This window comes from Peptoniphilus faecalis, from assembly GCF_012976305.1.
Lineage (GTDB): Bacteria > Bacillota > Clostridia > Tissierellales > Peptoniphilaceae > Peptoniphilus_A > Peptoniphilus_A faecalis.
In genome coordinates, this window is record NZ_JABDSR010000009.1 from 22,240 (window position 1) to 38,458 (window position 16,219).

19 protein-coding genes are annotated in these 16,219 nt (G+C 31.9%); all 19 read left to right on the plus strand.

Annotated features, from left to right (window positions below):
- The 19 genes from HKO22_RS07345 (at nt 1) to HKO22_RS07435 (ending at nt 16,185) form a co-directional block, all read left to right on the plus strand.
- Complete coding sequence (locus HKO22_RS07345; RefSeq protein WP_169969669.1) at nt 1-1,242, plus strand: cysteine desulfurase; 1,242 nt, start codon at nt 1-3, stop codon at nt 1,240-1,242.
- Nucleotides 1,232-1,687: a Fe-S cluster assembly sulfur transfer protein SufU gene (gene sufU, locus HKO22_RS07350; protein WP_075659278.1), complete on the plus strand. Its 456-nt coding sequence runs from the start codon at nt 1,232-1,234 to the stop codon at nt 1,685-1,687. The genes HKO22_RS07345 and sufU overlap by 11 nt, the downstream gene beginning before the upstream one ends.
- Nucleotides 1,688-1,698: 11 nt before the next feature.
- Nucleotides 1,699-2,094: an RrF2 family transcriptional regulator gene (locus HKO22_RS07355; protein ID WP_075659277.1), complete on the plus strand. Its 396-nt coding sequence runs from the start codon at nt 1,699-1,701 to the stop codon at nt 2,092-2,094.
- 7 nt (nt 2,095-2,101) lie between these two features.
- Nucleotides 2,102-3,229: a cysteine desulfurase family protein gene (locus tag HKO22_RS07360; RefSeq protein ID WP_169969671.1), complete on the plus strand. Its 1,128-nt coding sequence runs from the start codon at nt 2,102-2,104 to the stop codon at nt 3,227-3,229.
- A gap of 4 nt (nt 3,230-3,233) precedes the next feature.
- Nucleotides 3,234-4,517: an AI-2E family transporter gene (locus HKO22_RS07365; RefSeq protein WP_169969673.1), complete on the plus strand. Its 1,284-nt coding sequence runs from the start codon at nt 3,234-3,236 to the stop codon at nt 4,515-4,517.
- A 77-nt stretch (nt 4,518-4,594) separates the two neighbouring features.
- Complete coding sequence (gene alaS / locus HKO22_RS07370) at nt 4,595-7,207, plus strand: alanine--tRNA ligase (RefSeq protein WP_169969675.1); 2,613 nt, start codon at nt 4,595-4,597, stop codon at nt 7,205-7,207.
- 47 nt (nt 7,208-7,254) lie between these two features.
- A complete protein-coding gene (locus HKO22_RS07375) occupies nt 7,255-7,509 on the plus strand; it encodes an IreB family regulatory phosphoprotein (protein ID WP_075659275.1) in 255 nt (84 codons plus the stop codon).
- A 57-nt stretch (nt 7,510-7,566) separates the two neighbouring features.
- Nucleotides 7,567-7,983: a Holliday junction resolvase RuvX gene (gene ruvX, locus HKO22_RS07380; RefSeq protein WP_075659274.1), complete on the plus strand. Its 417-nt coding sequence runs from the start codon at nt 7,567-7,569 to the stop codon at nt 7,981-7,983.
- An 8-nt stretch (nt 7,984-7,991) separates the two neighbouring features.
- Nucleotides 7,992-8,231 (plus strand): DUF1292 domain-containing protein, encoded by a 240-nt coding sequence (locus HKO22_RS07385; RefSeq protein WP_075659273.1) that lies wholly within the window; start codon nt 7,992-7,994, stop codon nt 8,229-8,231.
- 8 nt (nt 8,232-8,239) lie between these two features.
- Nucleotides 8,240-8,698 carry a Fur family transcriptional regulator gene (locus HKO22_RS07390; protein ID WP_169969677.1) on the plus strand — a complete coding sequence of 153 codons (459 nt, stop codon included), beginning with the start codon at nt 8,240-8,242 and terminating at the stop codon, nt 8,696-8,698.
- On the plus strand, nt 8,698-10,359 hold the full coding sequence (locus HKO22_RS07395) for a ribonuclease J (RefSeq protein WP_169969679.1): 1,662 nt from the start codon (nt 8,698-8,700) through the stop codon (nt 10,357-10,359). The genes HKO22_RS07390 and HKO22_RS07395 overlap by 1 nt, the downstream gene beginning before the upstream one ends.
- Nucleotides 10,360-10,401: 42 nt before the next feature.
- The gene (locus tag HKO22_RS07400) at nt 10,402-11,058 is read left to right on the plus strand and encodes an O-methyltransferase (protein WP_169969680.1); all 657 of its coding nucleotides are present in this window, start codon (nt 10,402-10,404) and stop codon (nt 11,056-11,058) included.
- Nucleotides 11,045-12,274, plus strand: coding sequence for a peptidase U32 family protein (locus tag HKO22_RS07405; protein WP_169969683.1), 1,230 nt, complete (start codon nt 11,045-11,047; stop codon nt 12,272-12,274). Before HKO22_RS07400 ends, HKO22_RS07405 begins: the two co-directional genes overlap by 14 nt.
- A complete protein-coding gene (gene udk, locus HKO22_RS07410) occupies nt 12,264-12,881 on the plus strand; it encodes a uridine kinase (protein ID WP_075659268.1) in 618 nt (205 codons plus the stop codon). The genes HKO22_RS07405 and udk overlap by 11 nt, the downstream gene beginning before the upstream one ends.
- Nucleotides 12,882-12,988: 107 nt before the next feature.
- Nucleotides 12,989-13,573, plus strand: coding sequence for a translation initiation factor IF-3 (infC, locus tag HKO22_RS07415; protein ID WP_075659267.1), 585 nt, complete (start codon nt 12,989-12,991; stop codon nt 13,571-13,573).
- Nucleotides 13,574-13,584: 11 nt separating this feature from the next.
- On the plus strand, nt 13,585-13,776 hold the full coding sequence (rpmI, locus tag HKO22_RS07420; protein ID WP_019107680.1) for a 50S ribosomal protein L35: 192 nt from the start codon (nt 13,585-13,587) through the stop codon (nt 13,774-13,776).
- 12 nt (nt 13,777-13,788) lie between these two features.
- A complete protein-coding gene (rplT, locus tag HKO22_RS07425; RefSeq protein WP_075659266.1) occupies nt 13,789-14,139 on the plus strand; it encodes a 50S ribosomal protein L20 in 351 nt (116 codons plus the stop codon).
- Between the two features lie 64 nt (nt 14,140-14,203).
- Nucleotides 14,204-15,532, plus strand: coding sequence for a TrkH family potassium uptake protein (locus HKO22_RS07430; RefSeq protein ID WP_075659265.1), 1,329 nt, complete (start codon nt 14,204-14,206; stop codon nt 15,530-15,532).
- Between the two features lie 2 nt (nt 15,533-15,534).
- A complete protein-coding gene (locus tag HKO22_RS07435) occupies nt 15,535-16,185 on the plus strand; it encodes a potassium channel family protein (RefSeq protein WP_075659264.1) in 651 nt (216 codons plus the stop codon).
- The last annotated feature ends 34 nt before the right edge of the window (nt 16,186-16,219 follow it).

The following is a 16,219-nucleotide window of genomic DNA, read 5'->3' on the forward strand; positions in this document are numbered from 1 at the left end:
ATGTTTACAAATAAAGAAATAGAAAATATAAGAGGAGAATTTCCTTTTTTAAAATTGAAGCCTAATGGAAAGAATATTGTCTACTTTGACAATGGAGCAACAACTCAAAAGCCTCGTGAAATTTTAGAAAATATTCAAAATTTTTATGAAACTGAAAATGGAAACCCCCATAGGGGAGCTCACTATCTTGCAATGAAATCGACGGAAGTTTATGAAAATGCAAGGCAAAAAGTTGCTGATTTTGTAGGAGCAAAAAAGGCAAGTGAAATTGTATTTTTGAGAAATGCAACAGAGGCATTAAATTTAATAGCCTATTCCTATGGACTTAATAATTTAAGTGAAGGCGACGAAATTGTAATTTCAATAATGGAGCACCATTCAAATTTAGTTCCTTGGCAACAAGTTGCTAGAAAAACTGGCGCAAAATTAAAATATTTGTATATAGACGAGGACAAGCAAATTCCTTTTTCTGAAATAGAAGAAAAAGTTACGGAAAAGACAAAGATTTTATCTATTACAGGAGCATCTAATGTAGTAGGGACAAATCCAGATATTGAAAAAATTGTGAAGTATGTTAGAGAAAATTCAAGGGCAAAAATTATTTTAGACGGTGCACAACTTGTGCCTCATAGAAAAGTAAATGTAAGTGAACTTGATGTTGACTTCTTGGCATTTTCTGGTCATAAGATGTACTCTGCTCTAGGAATAGGTGTACTTTATGGAAAAGAAGACATATTAAATGAAATGGAACCCTTCCTAACAGGAGGCGATATGATAGAGTATGTTTATGAAGACCATACAACTTTTTTAAATGCACCGCAAAGATTTGAAGCTGGTACTGCAAATGTTGAAGGTGCAGTAAACCTTGCAGCAGCCATTGATTTTGTAAATAAATATGGCATGGAAAGGATTGACGAGTACGAAAGATATTTAACTGACTATTGTTATGAAAAGTTAATAAAATTAGAATATCTTGAAGTTTATACAACTAGCAACAAAAATAGAGCTCCAGTAATATCATTTAACTTTAAAGAGGCTCATCCCCACGATGTTGCATCAATCTTAGATACTTATGGCATTGCAATAAGGTCAGGACATCACTGTGCTCAACCTCTTCATAGATTTTTAGGCTCAAACTTCTCTTGTAGAGCAAGCTTTGCAATTTATAATACAGTTGAAGAAATTGATTATTTCGTGGATCATCTTGAAGATGTAAGGAGGATTTTAGGTATTGAATCTTGATAATATTTACACAGAATTAATTTTAGAACATTCTAGAAATAAACACAATAGACGTGATTTAGAGGATTATACTCACAAAGAGCTTGGACACAATCCAAGCTGCGGTGATGAAATCACTCTTCAGTTAAAAGTAGAAGATGGAATTATAAAAGACATTTCTTATACGGGACATGGTTGTGCGATTTCACAAGCATCCACATCAATTATGTGTGACAATGTAAGAGGGATAACTGTGGAAGAAGCTATTGAAAGAGCAAAGAAATTTATTGGAATGGTAAAGGGTGAAGTCAAAGATCCTGACGAGCTTGAAGAACTTGACGATGCCATAGCCTTTGAATCCATTAGCAATCTTCCAGCAAGGGTAAAGTGTGCAGTCCTTTCATGGTACACTTTAAAAGATATGTTAGAAAACAATAAAGAAGAAGGATCTTTTATTCCATCATAAGAGGTGATTAAATGAAACTTTCTACAAAGGGCCGTTATGGCTTAATGGCAATGTATAATTTAAAAGAAAATGAAGGGAAGGGTCCCATTGCACTAAAGGATATTGCAAAAGAAGAAAATTTATCAGAATCTTATTTAGAACAACTTTTTTCTCTTTTAAAAAAAGCTGGACTCGTTAAATCAATAAGAGGAGCAGGTGGAGGCTATGTTTTATCGAGAGCTCCAAAGGATATTGCCATTGGAGAAATAATAAATGCTCTTGAAGGCGATATTTCTCTTTCTTGCTGTGACCTTGGCAAAAATATCAATTGCGGAAAGCTAAAGGATTGTGCAACTAGAGATATACTATCTAAGTTACAAGGACAAATTGAAGATGTAATGGAGTCCATGACTCTGGCAGACATGTGAGGTTAATATGATTTACATGGATAATGCTGCTACTACAAAGATCACAGAGAATGTACTAAAGGCCATGCTTCCCTATTTGAGAGAAAATTATGGGAATGCATCGGCAATTTATTCTCTAGGACAAAAGTCGAGAGCGGCAATTGAAAACTCGAGAATAAAAATTGCAGAAAATTTAAAAGTAAAGCCAAGTGAAATTTATTTTACTTCATCAGGATCTGAATCTGACAACTGGGTTATAAAAGAAATATTGAATCCAAGGGAAAAAAATCATATAATATCATCAAAGATAGAACATCCAGCTATTTTAAATTCACTTAAATCAGTTGAGAGATTTGGCAATGAAACTTCTCTAATTTCAGTAGACGAAGAAGGCTTTGTGAATTTAGATGAATTAAGTGAAAAAATAAAGGACAATACAAAATTAATTTCCATAATGTTTGCGAATAATGAAATAGGAACCATTGAGCCAATTTCTGAAATTTCAAAAATTGCTCGAGAAAAAAATATTTTATTTCATACAGACGCAGTACAAGCTATGGGAAATGTTAAATTTAATCTAAAAGATATAGACGTGGACATGCTTTCTATATCAGGACACAAGCTAGGAGCTCCTAAAGGAATTGGAATTTTATACATTAAAGAAGGCGTAGAAATTTCGCCCTTTATAAATGGTGGAGAACAAGAAAGGGGCATGAGAGCATCCACAGAAAATATTGCATCCATAGTTGGCATAGCAAAAGCAATAGAAGACGCCTATGCAAATATGGATGAAAATATAAACTACACAAGTGATTTAAGAGATTATACTATTGAAAAACTTTTAAACATAGATGGAATTATTTTTAATGGTCCAATAGACAATAGACTTCCTGGAAATATTAATATTACGCTAAAGGATACTAAGCCACAAACAATGGTGCAATACCTTGATATGTATGATATATGTGTTTCATCTGGATCTGCTTGTGCAGCGGGAAGTATAAATCCATCCCATGTCCTTAGGGCAATTGGAAGAAGTGAAGAAGATTCTCTTTCAACGCTTAGACTTTCCATAAATCACAATAACACAAAAGAAGAGTGCGATTATGTAGTGGAGAAAATAAGTAAAGGGATGAAAAAGTTCAAGAACAGGTGATAATATGTTGGAACAAATTTCCGGTAATGCTGCGAGATTTATGATTTATGCCCTTGTAACATTATCTATACTTTTAATATTTTTGGCAATTTATTATCTAATAAATATTGGGAATAGATATATTGAAGGCAAAAAAAGAATAAATATAGATCTACATTACATTACAAAAATATTTTTAGGGATTTTAGCTTTCTATTTAATAACAATAATTTTTAACAAGTTCCCAATTCTAGGTTATACTCTTTCTTCTGCTATTATTGCAATTATTTTTGCATACATAATAGATCCAATAGTAAATTATTTAGAGAGAAAGGGAATAAAAAGACAGTTTGGAGTAATAATAGTTTATATTTCTGTTATTTTAATTTTTGGAATATTAATAATTTCTGTAATACCAAAAACTATTAATGAAGTTTCAAATTTACTCACAAGCTTACCTGCAATGGTGGACACGCTTACTAGAAACGTAAATGATTTCTTGACGCAGATTTTTGCAAATTTTAATATTAAATTACCAGAAAACTTTATAGACATCTATAAAGAGTCAAATCCAAAGGTTGGGGTGGATGTCAAGACGCCACAAATTGTATCAAATGTTTTAAATTCCATGACAAAAACTATTAACGATTTAGCTACAAAAATTCAAGGCTCACTTATGAGTTCACTTTCTGGAGTTTTTTCAAAGGTATATGGAGCATTGACTGGTGCCTTTAGATTAGTATTAATAATTTTATTTTCATTTTACTTTTCTGTGGACAAGGAAAAATTCACTCATAAAGTAAAAAAAATTATTCCAAACAAATATAGAGATGACATTACATTTTTGGCAAACAGAATAGACATAGCTCTTCAACAATTTATTAGAGGAAGAATGTTAATGGCAATTTTCGTTGGAGTACTCACTATGATTTATCTATTAATATTAGGAGTGGACTTTGCAATAATTATTGGACTTATCACTTGTATTGCAGATATTATTCCATATGTAGGACCTTTCCTTGGATGTGTGCCTGCAGTTTTATTTGCATTAGTAGATTCTCCAGTAAAAGCATTTTGGGTAATGGTTTTATTCATATTAGTTCAATGGATAGAAAATAATATTCTCGCACCGAAACTTATTGGAGATAGTACAGGGTTAAATCCATTACTTATTTTAATTTCAATAATCATTGGTGGAGGAATTTTTGGAGTTTGGGGAATGGTAATCTCTGTTCCAATCACGTCAATTATATTTATATTAATTGATTTTGCAAAAATAAAATACAACGACAAATATAGCTCTAATTGACATTCATATTCTTTATAATTATAATATTTATAGCACATCCTCCCAGGGAATGGGAGGATTTTTAATAGGAGTTGTTTATGAAGTATTTAGGTTTACACGATATAAGAACTGAGTTTTTAAATTTTTTTGAATCAAAAAACCATTTAATATTACCAAGTTTTTCGCTAATTCCAAAAAATGACAAGTCACTTCTTTTAATCGGTGCAGGAATGGCGCCAATGAAAAAATTCTTTACTGGCGAAGAGATCCCACCTGCAAAGAGAGTTACGACTTGCCAAAAATGCATTAGAACTGGTGATATAGATAATGTAGGATTGACAGATAGACACGCAACATTTTTTGAAATGTTAGGAAATTTTTCCTTTGGCGATTATTTCAAACACGAAGTGATTCCGTGGGCTTGGGAATTTTTAACAGTCAATCTTGAAATTCCAAAAGAAGATCTTTGGGTTACTGTTTATAAAGATGACGATGAAGCATACAATATTTGGAGAGATGTAATTGGAATCCCCGAAGAAAAAATTACTAGACTTGGAAAAGATGATAATTTTTGGGAACTTGAGGTCGGCCCAAGCGGTCCATGCTCAGAAATATATGTTGATAGAGGATTAGAATATGGTTCAGAAGATGAAAGACCTGGTGGAGAAGGCGACAGATTTATCGAGGTTTGGAATTTAGTTTTCACACAATTTGATAAGGACGAAAATGGAAATTACAATCCACTTTCACATCCAAATATTGATACGGGAATGGGTCTTGAAAGAATTGCCACAGTTTTACAAAAGACTGACAATATTTTTGAAATAGATGCAATAAAAGATATAATAGAAGAAATTGCAAAGGTTTCAGGCAAAAAATATGGCGAAGATAAAAAGGCAGATATTTCCTTTAGAGTTATAACCGACCACATAAGAGCAATGACTTTTATGATTTCTGATACAATAGTACCTTCAAATGAAGGAAGGGGTTATGTATTAAGAAGACTTATAAGAAGGGCTGCAAGACATGGAAGAAAACTAGGAATAAAGAGAGCTTTTCTTTTTGAAATTGCAGATATGGTAATTGATTCTTGGGGCGATCAATATAAAGAGTTAAAAGAAAATAGAGAGTCTATTAAAGAAATAATTAGAAGAGAAGAAGAAAAATTCTTAGAAACTATTGACGATGGACTCGTAAGGCTTAATGCTCACATTAAAGAAATGAAGACAAATAATGAAAGGTTGTTAGAGGGCAAAAAAGCCTTTAAACTATATGACACTTATGGATTTCCAATTGATTTGACAGAAGAAATTTTAAAGGAAGAAGATCTTGATGTCGACATGACTGGATTTGAAGAAGAAATGGAACTTCAAAGGAAAAGAGCAAGAGATGCAAGAGATGATAAAAATATAGGCTGGGCAAATCAAGACAATAAGCACCTATTTGAAGGAATTTCCAATGAGTTTTTAGGTTACGAAAAAAATGAATGCAAAGGACATATTATAAGAATTATTTATGATGATGAAATTGTCGATTGCATAGATAAGGGCAAAAGGGGAATTGTAATTCTAGACAAAACTACTTTTTATGGTGAAAGTGGTGGACAAGTAGGAGATACTGGAGAAATTATTTCCGACAAATTTAGATTAAGGGTAACTGATACTAAAAAGACTAAAGATGGGCTTCACCTTCACTTTGTAGAAGTTGAGGAAGGTAAACTAGAGAAAGCTCCTGTTAAAGCTATTATTGATGTTGTTAGAAGAAATAATATAAGAAGAAATCACTCTGTAACTCACTTACTTCACAGAGCATTAAAGGACGTGCTTGGAAATCATGTAAATCAAGCTGGTTCCCTAGTTATGCCTGACAGAATGAGATTTGACTTTTCTCATTTTGAGGCGATGTCAAAGGAAGAAATTGATAAGGTTGAAAAAATTGTAAATGAAAAGATTTTTGAAGCTCTTCCCGTTGAAACCAAGATTACAAATTTAGATGAAGCAAAAAAAATGGGTGCAATTGGCCTATTCGAAGACAAATATCACGAAGAAGTTAGAGTTCTTTCCATGGGAGATTATTCTAGGGAACTTTGTGGTGGTACTCATGTATCAAATACTTCTGAAATTTCCATGTTTAAAATACTATCTGAAAGTGGTATAAGTAATGGGATAAGAAGAATTGAATCTATAACAGGTCCTGCTGTTTTAAAATATTTAAATGAACTAAAAGAGGAACAAGAAGAAATAGCCAGGGAATTGAAATCAAATAAAGATGAAATTCTACAAAAGATAAAATTAAACAACAAAAATCTTAAAGAAGCAAATAAAGAAATTGAAAGACTTGAGCGCGACATGGCAAAGGATCAAATTTCAGGTCTTATTGATTTAGTAAAAGTTAAAAATGGCATAAATTATGTAATTAAAAAATTCGATGGGGTTGATGTAAACACACTTCGCGATTTAGCTGATGAAGTTAGAAATAAAGTTGGTTCAGTTGTAGTTTTATTTGCGACAATAAATGATGGAAAACTTAACTTTGTATGTGCAGTTTCAAAAGATTTAGTAGAAAAGAAAATTGCTGCTGGAAAAATTATAAAAGAAATAGCAAAAGTTGCTGACGGAGGCGGAGGCGGAAGGCCAGATATGGCAACTGCTGGTGCTAAGAATTTAAATAAAGTTGATGAAGCTCTAAATAAGCTAAGAGAACTATTATAATATTATCAAAGAAGATATTTTATGATATAATCTATCTGGGGGTAATTATGGATCAAAACAATAATACACAAATTTTTGAAAAAAGCAGTTTGGAACAAGAGAGAATTAAGAGTGTTTTAAAAGTTGTTTATAATGCTCTAGAGGAAAAGGGATACAATCCTTCTGACCAAATTATTGGATATATATTATCTGGCGATCCAACTTATATTACAAGTCATGATAATGCAAGATCCATGATTCAAGAAATAGAGCGCGATGAACTTTTACAAGAAATGTTGAAAGTTTATTTAGAAAAAAATTGAGATGGCTAGACCATCTCTTTTACATATTATATATGTACCTGTAAAGGTTGTGGTTATATGAATAAAGTTTTAGGCCTTGATGTTGGCGATGTATGGATTGGAGTAGCAATATCTGATGCTCTCATGCTTACAGCGCAGCCTCTTATGACTATAAAAAGAGAATCAAACAAAAGCGTCTATGATAAAATTCATGACATAATAAAAGAAAATAATATTGAAAAAATAGTGGTAGGTCTTCCAAAGAACATGAACAATACTATTGGGCCGCAAAGTGAAAAAGTCATGAAGTTTGCAGAAAAATTGAAAAACAAATTTGGTATTGAAATTGAGTATGTTGACGAAAGGATGACCACTTTGATGGCTGAACAAGTTTTAATAGCGGGTTCTGTTCGAAGAGAAAATAGGAAAAAATATATAGATAAAATTGCAGCAACATATATTCTGCAAAGCTATCTGGATAGATTAAATTTATAGGTGAAAAAATGAAAAAAATAAAATTATATGATGAAAATAATGTTGAAGTTGAATTTTTTGTGGATGCAAAATTTTCAATTGACGACACAGACTATGTTGCACTCTATACAGATGAAAAGGAACCAGAAATCTATATATTAAAAGTGATAGAAGATGAATTGGGTGAAGAGCTTCTTGCAGGGATTGATGATGATGAACTTGAAGAAGCAAAAGAAGCCTATGAAGAACTTTTAAATGAATTAGAATAGGTGAGAATATGGATTTAAAAATTGATCCTGTTAAAAAGATCTTAAAAGATAGTGGTTATAAATACACTAAACAAAGAGCTAAGGTTTATGAAATTTTTTTGGACAACAAAGATAAGCATTTGACTACTGAAGAAGTTTATAATTTAGTTGCAAAAAAAGATCCTGAAATGGGAATTGCAACTATATATAGGACTGTTCAATTATTTCACAAACTGGGAATTTTAGATCAAATTGTATTTGATGACAATATTATAAGATACGAACTCAGAATTCCAACAGAAGGTCATAGACACCATCATCTTATATGCATAAATTGCGGTAAAGTAGAAGAAATTGACATTGACAATTTAAATGAACTAGAAGCAAAAGTTGAAAAAGAAAAGAATTTTAAGATAGTTGACCACACTCTAAAATTTATGGGTTATTGCGAAGACTGCCGCCACAAATTTGAGGAGAAGGCAAATTAATGAAAAACACTAATAAAGTGAAGATTATTCCTCTGGGAGGACTTCACGAGATTGGAAAAAATCTTACAGTTATAGAGTACAGAGAAGATATTATTATCATCGACTGTGGTATGACTTTCCCAGAAGACGAAATGCTTGGTATTGATGTAGTAATACCAGATGTAACTTATTTAGAAAACAACAAAAATAGAATTAGAGGGCTTGTATTAACTCACGGTCATGAAGACCACATTGGTGCTATTCCATATGTTATGAGAAAACTAGATCTAGACATTTATGGGACAGGTCTTACTATTGGACTTTTAGAGAATAAGCTAAAGGAACATAGACTTTCAAGAGATAAGCTTCATGTAGTAAATGCTGGAGATGTAGTTAAACTTGGTAAAATGGAAGTTGAATGGATTAGCGTAAATCACTCTATACCTGATTCTTGTGCTCTTGCAATAAAGACACCTCTTGGATACATTTATCACTCAGGAGATTTTAAAGTTGACTTTACACCAATTAGTGGAGAGCCAATTAACTTGACTAGGATAGCGGAAATTGGTAAAAAAGGTGTGTTGGCGATGATTGGAGAAAGCACAAATGTGCTTAGGCCAGGATACACGATGAGTGAATCAAAAGTTGGAGAAACTTTTAATAGACTTTTCCAAAGTTTACAAGACAATAGAATTATAATTGCAACTTTTGCGTCAAATGTACACAGAGTACAACAAATTATAAATTCTGCGGAAAAATATGGCAGGAAGGTTGTTTTATCGGGTAGATCCATGGTAAATGTAACGGAAACTGCTAGAAGACTTGGTCAATTTAGAGTTAAGAAAGATACCTTTGTTGATATCAAGGATATGGATAAGTACGATGACAGCGAGCTTGTGCTAATTACAACAGGCTCACAAGGAGAACCAATGTCAGCTCTTACTAGAATTGCCTATGGGGAACATAGAAAGATCCAACTTACTCCAAATGATGCTGTTATTCTATCTGCAACGCCAATTCCTGGAAATGAAAATGCAGTTACAAAAGTTATAAATAGACTTCTTGAAAGAGGAGCAAAGGTAATTTATGAAACTCTTTCAGAAATTCACGTTTCAGGTCACGCTTGTCAAGAGGAATTAAAATTAATTTTAAGCTTAGTAAAGCCAAAGTATTTTATTCCTGCTCATGGCGAAGTTAGACATCTCATGGAGCACGCAAAGATTGCAACTCAAATGGGAATACCAGAAGAGAATATTTTCATAATGGAAAATGGAAACTGTCTTGAAATCTCACAAAAAGAAGCAAAAGTAGTTGGCGATGTACCTTCAGGAAATATTTTAGTAGATGGACTTGGCGTAGGAGATGTAGGCAATATTGTCCTAAGAGACAGAAGACATCTTTCTGAAGATGGATTAATTATTGTTGTAATAACTATTACAAAAGAAGGAAAAGTTGTATCAGGACCTGATATAATATCTAGGGGCTTTGTATATGTGAGAGAGTCTGAAGATTTAATAGAAGATGCAAAAAATGTTGTCAGAAAAATATTAAAAGAAGATTCAAGAGAAAATCTAAAGGATTGGAATGGCTTAAAGTCAGATATTAGGGACAATTTGAGATCATATATTTTCAAAAACACAAAGAGAAATCCTATGATTTTACCAATTATTATGGAGGTTTAGGATATTCAGGGAATCTATTAGGTTCCCTTTTTTAGAGGGATTATGCCAAATATAAATTACGATTATATAGAAAATTATTTGAGAAAATTAAAAGATATTAAAGATGAAAAACTTAGGGACATGAATGATTATGCAGAGAAAAACCATGTTCCCATAATTGAAAGAGAAAGCGAAGAATTTATAAATTTTTTAATATCAATGCAAAAACCAAAAAAAATTCTTGAACTGGGAACGGCAATTGGTTATTCATCAATTTCCTTTGCAAAGAGAAATAAATCAATAGAAAAAATTGACAGTGTTGAATTGAAAAAAGAAATGGCAGAGATTGCAAGAAAAAATATTTCTGACATTGGTTTGGAAAAAATCATTGAAGTTCACGAAAGTGATGCTTATGATTTTTTAGTAGATTTAGATGAAAAATATGATCTAATATTTATAGATGCAGCAAAGGGTCAGTACGAAAAATATTTTGACTTGGCACTTAAAAATTTAAAAGAAGAGGGAATTATTATTTGCGACAATGTCCTATTCAAGGGAATGGTTGCTGAAGATTCTCTAGTTAAGAGAAGAAAAATAACAATAGTAAAAAGACTTAGAAAATTTTTAAAAGATATTTCGGAAGATGATAGATTTATATCTTCTGTAGTGCCAATTGGAGATGGCATACTTTTAGTTAGGAGAAAAGATGAAGAAGATTGAACTTTTAGCACCAGCTGGTGATGTTAATAAATTAAAAACTGCAGTGGAATATGGTGCAGATGCAGTTTATCTTGGAGGGGAGAGTTTTGGGCTTAGAAAGGCTTCAAAGAATTTTTCCATAGAGGATATTAAGTGGGCAGCAGATTATTTACACGAAAAAGGAAAGACTCTTCATGTAACTTTAAATATAATACCTCACGACAAGGACATTGTTGGAGTGGAAGATTATATTAAAAATTTATATGAAATTGGAGTTGATGCATTAATAGTTGCAGATCCTGGAATGTTTATGAAAGTAAAAGAAGTTGCTCCAGATTTTCCAATTCACATTTCCACTCAAGGCTCGGTTACAAATGCTGAAACTGTAAAGTTTTGGGAAAAACTTGGAGCAGAAAGAGTTGTAATGGCGAGAGAATTAAGTTTAAAAGAAGTTTCTGATATAATTAAAAAAGTTGGAGACTCCATTGAAATAGAGACTTTTGCCCATGGAGCAATGTGTATGTCTTATTCAGGAAGATGTCTACTTTCAAATTACATGACTGGAAGAGATGCTAATATGGGCGATTGTGCACAACCTTGCAGATATAAATATCACTTAGTTGAAGAAAAAAGACCTGGAGAATATTTTCCAATTGAAGAGCATGATGAAGGTACTTTTATAATGAATTCAAAGGATCTTTGTATGATCAAGCATATTGACGATTTAATTGAAGCTGGTATTTCAAGCCTTAAAATTGAAGGTAGAGTAAAAAGTGAATACTACCTTGCAACTGTAATAAGATCTTACAGAATGGCGATTGATGCTTATTATGATGATCCAAAAAATTATAAGTACGATCCTTATCTTTTAAAAGAGATAAAGAAAGTAAGCCATAGAGATTTTACTACTGGATTTTTTTATGGAAAGGCAAACGAAAGCTCTCAAGTATATGAGGATAATTCTTATATAAGGGGCTATGACTTCCTTGGAATTGTGTTAGATTATGATGAAAATTCAAAGATTGCAACTATTGAGCAAAGAAATAGAGTTTTCCTTGGAGATGAAATAGAAATTTTTGGACCTGGAATAAAGCATTTTGACTACAAAATTGAAAAAATGTTAGATGAAAAGGATAATGAAATTGAAGTTGCAAATAAGGCGAAGCAGATTTTTAAAATAAAAATAGATAAACCTGTTAAAAAAGGATTTATTTTAAGGAGAGAAAATGAGCAATAAAGCCTGTATTATTGGCATATGTGGCGGAAGTGGAAGTGGGAAAAGTACTGTAACAAAAAAATTGATTGAACTTATTGGAAGGGAAAATGTGTCTGTGATTGAACAAGATTCCTATTATAAAGATCAATCAAACTTGGTATTTGAAGACAGAATAAAGACAAATTATGATCATCCCCTTGCCTTTGATAATGACCTTTTGTATGAACATCTAAAGATGCTAAAGGAAGGAAGAGAAATCGAAAAACCAATTTATGATTTTTCAATTCACAATAGAAAAAAGGAAAAGGAAATTGTAATCCCAAAGCCAATAATTATTTTAGAGGGAATTTTGATTTTTAGCGAAGCAAATTTAATTGACATAATGGATATAAAAGTCTTCGTCGATACAGATGCTGACGTGCGCATAATAAGAAGAATTAAAAGAGATATGAAGGAGAGGGGGAGGTCTTTAGATTCTGTAATTGAGCAGTATCTATCTACAGTTAGACCATCTCATCTTCAATTTGTTGAACCTTCAAAGAGGTATGCAGACATAATTGTGCCTGAAGGTGGAGAAAATGAAGTTGCGATTGATCTTTTATATCAAAAAATTAAATCTTTAGTGTAAAAATAATTGACAAGATAAAATCTATGTGTTATCATGTCTTTTGTTATTAAAGAAGAAGTCCGCTTCTCACCTAATGGCTAAGTCATTTAGGTTATTTTAAAATTACGATGAATTTGCGGGCATCTTTAGGTGCTCGCTTTTTTAATTTACGGAGGTGCTTAGAAATTAAAGAACTTCAAATTAATGAAGAGATAAGGGAAAAGGAAGTCAGATTGGTAGATGATGAAGGTAATCAATTAGGTGTTGTGCCTAAGTTGCAAGCCATTGATTTGGCTATATCTAAAAAACTGGACTTAGTGAATGTTGCGCCAAATGCAAAACCACCAGTATGTCGTTTAATGGACTATGGTAAATACAAATACGACACGGAGAAAAAAGAAAAAGAAGCTAAGAAAAAACAAAAGGTGATCAATATTAAGGAGCTTAGATTCACTCCAAATATTGAAGATCATGACTTGAATACTAAAGCCAATAGAGCTATTGATTTCTTAAAAAATGGTGATAGAATTAAGGTTTCAGTTAGATTTAGAGGTAGAGAAATGGGTCATACTGATCTTGGAAAAGAAGTTCTCGATAAGTTTTATGATTTAATTTCTGAGTATGGAGTTGTGGACAAAAAACCTAAAATGGAAGGAAGAAATCTTGTGATGTTCCTTTCAGAGAGAAAAGACAAGGATAAGTCTGATAATTAAGGAGGATTTTTATGGCAAAAATGAAAACTCACAGAGCTTCCGCGAAGAGGTTTAAGAGAACAGGTTCTGGAAAGCTTAGAAGATTTTATGCTTATAAAGGACATTTAACTGGAAAGAAAACTGCTAAAAGACTAAGAAAACTTAGAAAAGGTAGTTTAGTTTCTAAAGGTGATCAAAAGAGAATTGATCACATGATCCCTTAATAGGAGGTAAAGATGGCTAGAGTAAAAAGAGGCGTTAACGCTAAAAAAAGACATAATAATATCCTAAAACAAGCTAAGGGATATTTTGGTGCTAAATCAAAATTATTTAGAACTGCTAATCAAGCTGTTATGAAATCTCTTAACTATGAATATATTGGTAGAAAGCAAAGAAAAAGAGATTTTAGAAAACTTTGGATTACAAGAATTAATGCTGCTGCAAGACTTAATGGAATGAGTTATTCAAAATTTATCAGTGGTCTTAAGAAAGCTAATGTAAATATAAACAGAAAAATGCTTTCTGAAATGGCTATTAATGATCCACAAGGCTTTGCAAAATTAGTTCAAATTGCAAAAGAACAATAATAATGCTCCCTTTTGGGAGCTTTTTTGCATAACAAATATATGAATACATTATAATGAGGGTACTATGATTAGAAAATTAAAAAAGAATCCGCCTCTAATAGTTTGCCTTTCTTTTTTTGCGTTAATTTTTTTGGGAGCATGTCTATTAGATCTTCCAATTGCAAGTATGAATGGTGAGAGGATTGGATTTTTAGATGCATTTTTTACATCTACATCGGCGTCTTGTGTTACAGGACTTATTGTTGCAAACACGGCGAGTCAGTGGACTGCTTTTGGCAAAGTTGTAATTATTCTTTTAATTCAAATTGGTGGGCTTGGCACAATGGTATTTTTGTCCCTTGTTGCTATGGTGTTTAACAAGCGAATTGGAATTACAGAGAGAAGAATTATAAGAGAACAAACTAATGCAGACACAAGCAAGGGAATTATTAGACTTGTAATTTATATTATAAAATTTAGTTTAAGCGTTGAGTTAATTGGAGCAATTTTACTTGCTACAAAATTTATTCCTGATTTTGGCATTGAAAAGGGAATTTTATTTTCAATTTTTCATTCGATTTCTGCTTTTTGTAACGCAGGGTTCGATATTACAGGAAATTCTCTTGTAGACTATGTATCTGATTTCACAGTGAATATTGTAATTTCCCTTTTAATAATTTTTGGAGGATTAGGTTTTACGGTGTTTATTGATATTTTTAGAAAGAAAAATTTTAAAAATTTGAATTTACACTCAAAGATAGTTATTTCAGTAACTGCAATACTTCTTTTAGTTGGGGCAATTGCTTTTTTCTTAATAGAAGGTAATAGTGCTGCTATGGAAGGTTTGACATTAAAGGGAAAAGTTTTATCATCTTTTTTTATGTCAGTTACAGCAAGGACGGCTGGATTTAATTCTATTGATATTTCAAAAATGCAAGAAAGCTCTTTAATTGTAACTATTATGTTGATGTTTATCGGTGCATCTCCAGCATCAACTGGTGGTGGGATAAAGACAACAACTTTTGGAGTTTTATTATTTTCCACTATTTCGTTTTTAAGAGGAAACAAAGAGACAGAAATATTTCACAAGACAATATCTCACGAATCACTTATTAAATCACTTTGCATATTTACCTTGAGTTCTACCTTGGTAATTTTTTCTTCTCTATTGATTACAATTGATGAGCAAGGAAAATTTTTATACTTGGACATTCTTTATGAAATAGTATCTGCTTTCGGAACAGTTGGTATTAGTAGAGGCATTACTGCAAATTTAAGTTCTCTTTCAAAAATTATTTTAATAATTTTAATGTACCTTGGAAGAGTTGGAGCTGCAACTTTAGGCATTGGTATTTTAAATAGAAAAACAAAAAAACATACAAAATATTCAGAAGGAAAAATTATAGTGGGGTAATTATGAAGACATTTATTGTATTTGGCTGCGGAAGATTTGGTTCAACTGTTGCCACAAGATTATATGATTTAAAAAATGATGTTGTCATTGTAGATAATGATGAAGAAAAAATTGATGCGATTTCACAAAATGTTACTGAAGCAATTATATGTGATCTTGAAGATGAAAAATCAATGATAGAACTTGCGCTAGGAAATTATGATATTGCAATAGTTGCTATTGGAGAAAATTTGGAAGCGGCTATTATGGCAGTCCTTGCATCAAAGGAAGCAGGAATTGAAAAAGTTATTGCAAAAGCACCTAATTATAGATTTGGCAAAATTTTATTAAAATGTGGTGCAGATAAAATTATTTTTCCTGAAAGAGATATGGGATATAGGCTTGCAAATAATTTGTCAAATGATTCTTTATTAGATTCTAATGAAATTTCTAAAGGCTATACAATTTTTGAGTTTAAAGCAAGTGCAAAGATGAATGGAAAAGAAATGAAGGACTTAAAACTTAGAGAAGATTATAATTTTAATGTTCTAATGGTTAAAAGAGATGGGGAAAATTTTGTAAACCCAACTGCTTCTTTTAAAGTCAAGGAAGAGGACACTTTAACGGTTTTAGGATCAGAAAAAGATATTAAAAAGTTCACAGAGAACAATTAATTTTATGGCTACAGATTTAATTTTGTAGCCTTTT

Excerpts from the sequence above, each read along its gene's own strand:
- HKO22_RS07345 (WP_169969669.1), top strand. The coding sequence starts at position 1 with ATGTTTACAAATAAAGAAATAGAAAATATAAGAGGAGAATTTCCTTTT.
- HKO22_RS07355 (WP_075659277.1), top strand. The coding sequence starts at position 1,699 with ATGAAACTTTCTACAAAGGGCCGTTATGGCTTAATGGCAATGTATAAT.
- HKO22_RS07360 (WP_169969671.1), top strand. The coding sequence starts at position 2,102 with ATGATTTACATGGATAATGCTGCTACTACAAAGATCACAGAGAATGTA.
- HKO22_RS07365 (WP_169969673.1), top strand. The coding sequence starts at position 3,234 with ATGTTGGAACAAATTTCCGGTAATGCTGCGAGATTTATGATTTATGCC.
- alaS (WP_169969675.1), top strand. The coding sequence starts at position 4,595 with ATGAAGTATTTAGGTTTACACGATATAAGAACTGAGTTTTTAAATTTT.
- HKO22_RS07375 (WP_075659275.1), top strand. The coding sequence starts at position 7,255 with ATGGATCAAAACAATAATACACAAATTTTTGAAAAAAGCAGTTTGGAA.
- ruvX (WP_075659274.1), top strand. The coding sequence starts at position 7,567 with ATGAATAAAGTTTTAGGCCTTGATGTTGGCGATGTATGGATTGGAGTA.
- HKO22_RS07385 (WP_075659273.1), top strand. The coding sequence starts at position 7,992 with ATGAAAAAAATAAAATTATATGATGAAAATAATGTTGAAGTTGAATTT.
- HKO22_RS07390 (WP_169969677.1), top strand. The coding sequence starts at position 8,240 with ATGGATTTAAAAATTGATCCTGTTAAAAAGATCTTAAAAGATAGTGGT.
- HKO22_RS07395 (WP_169969679.1), top strand. The coding sequence starts at position 8,698 with ATGAAAAACACTAATAAAGTGAAGATTATTCCTCTGGGAGGACTTCAC.
- HKO22_RS07400 (WP_169969680.1), top strand. The coding sequence starts at position 10,402 with ATGCCAAATATAAATTACGATTATATAGAAAATTATTTGAGAAAATTA.
- HKO22_RS07405 (WP_169969683.1), top strand. The coding sequence starts at position 11,045 with ATGAAGAAGATTGAACTTTTAGCACCAGCTGGTGATGTTAATAAATTA.
- udk (WP_075659268.1), top strand. The coding sequence starts at position 12,264 with ATGAGCAATAAAGCCTGTATTATTGGCATATGTGGCGGAAGTGGAAGT.
- infC (WP_075659267.1), top strand. The coding sequence starts at position 12,989 with ATGAATTTGCGGGCATCTTTAGGTGCTCGCTTTTTTAATTTACGGAGG.
- rpmI (WP_019107680.1), top strand. The coding sequence starts at position 13,585 with ATGGCAAAAATGAAAACTCACAGAGCTTCCGCGAAGAGGTTTAAGAGA.
- rplT (WP_075659266.1), top strand. The coding sequence starts at position 13,789 with ATGGCTAGAGTAAAAAGAGGCGTTAACGCTAAAAAAAGACATAATAAT.
- HKO22_RS07430 (WP_075659265.1), top strand. The coding sequence starts at position 14,204 with ATGATTAGAAAATTAAAAAAGAATCCGCCTCTAATAGTTTGCCTTTCT.
- HKO22_RS07435 (WP_075659264.1), top strand. The coding sequence starts at position 15,535 with ATGAAGACATTTATTGTATTTGGCTGCGGAAGATTTGGTTCAACTGTT.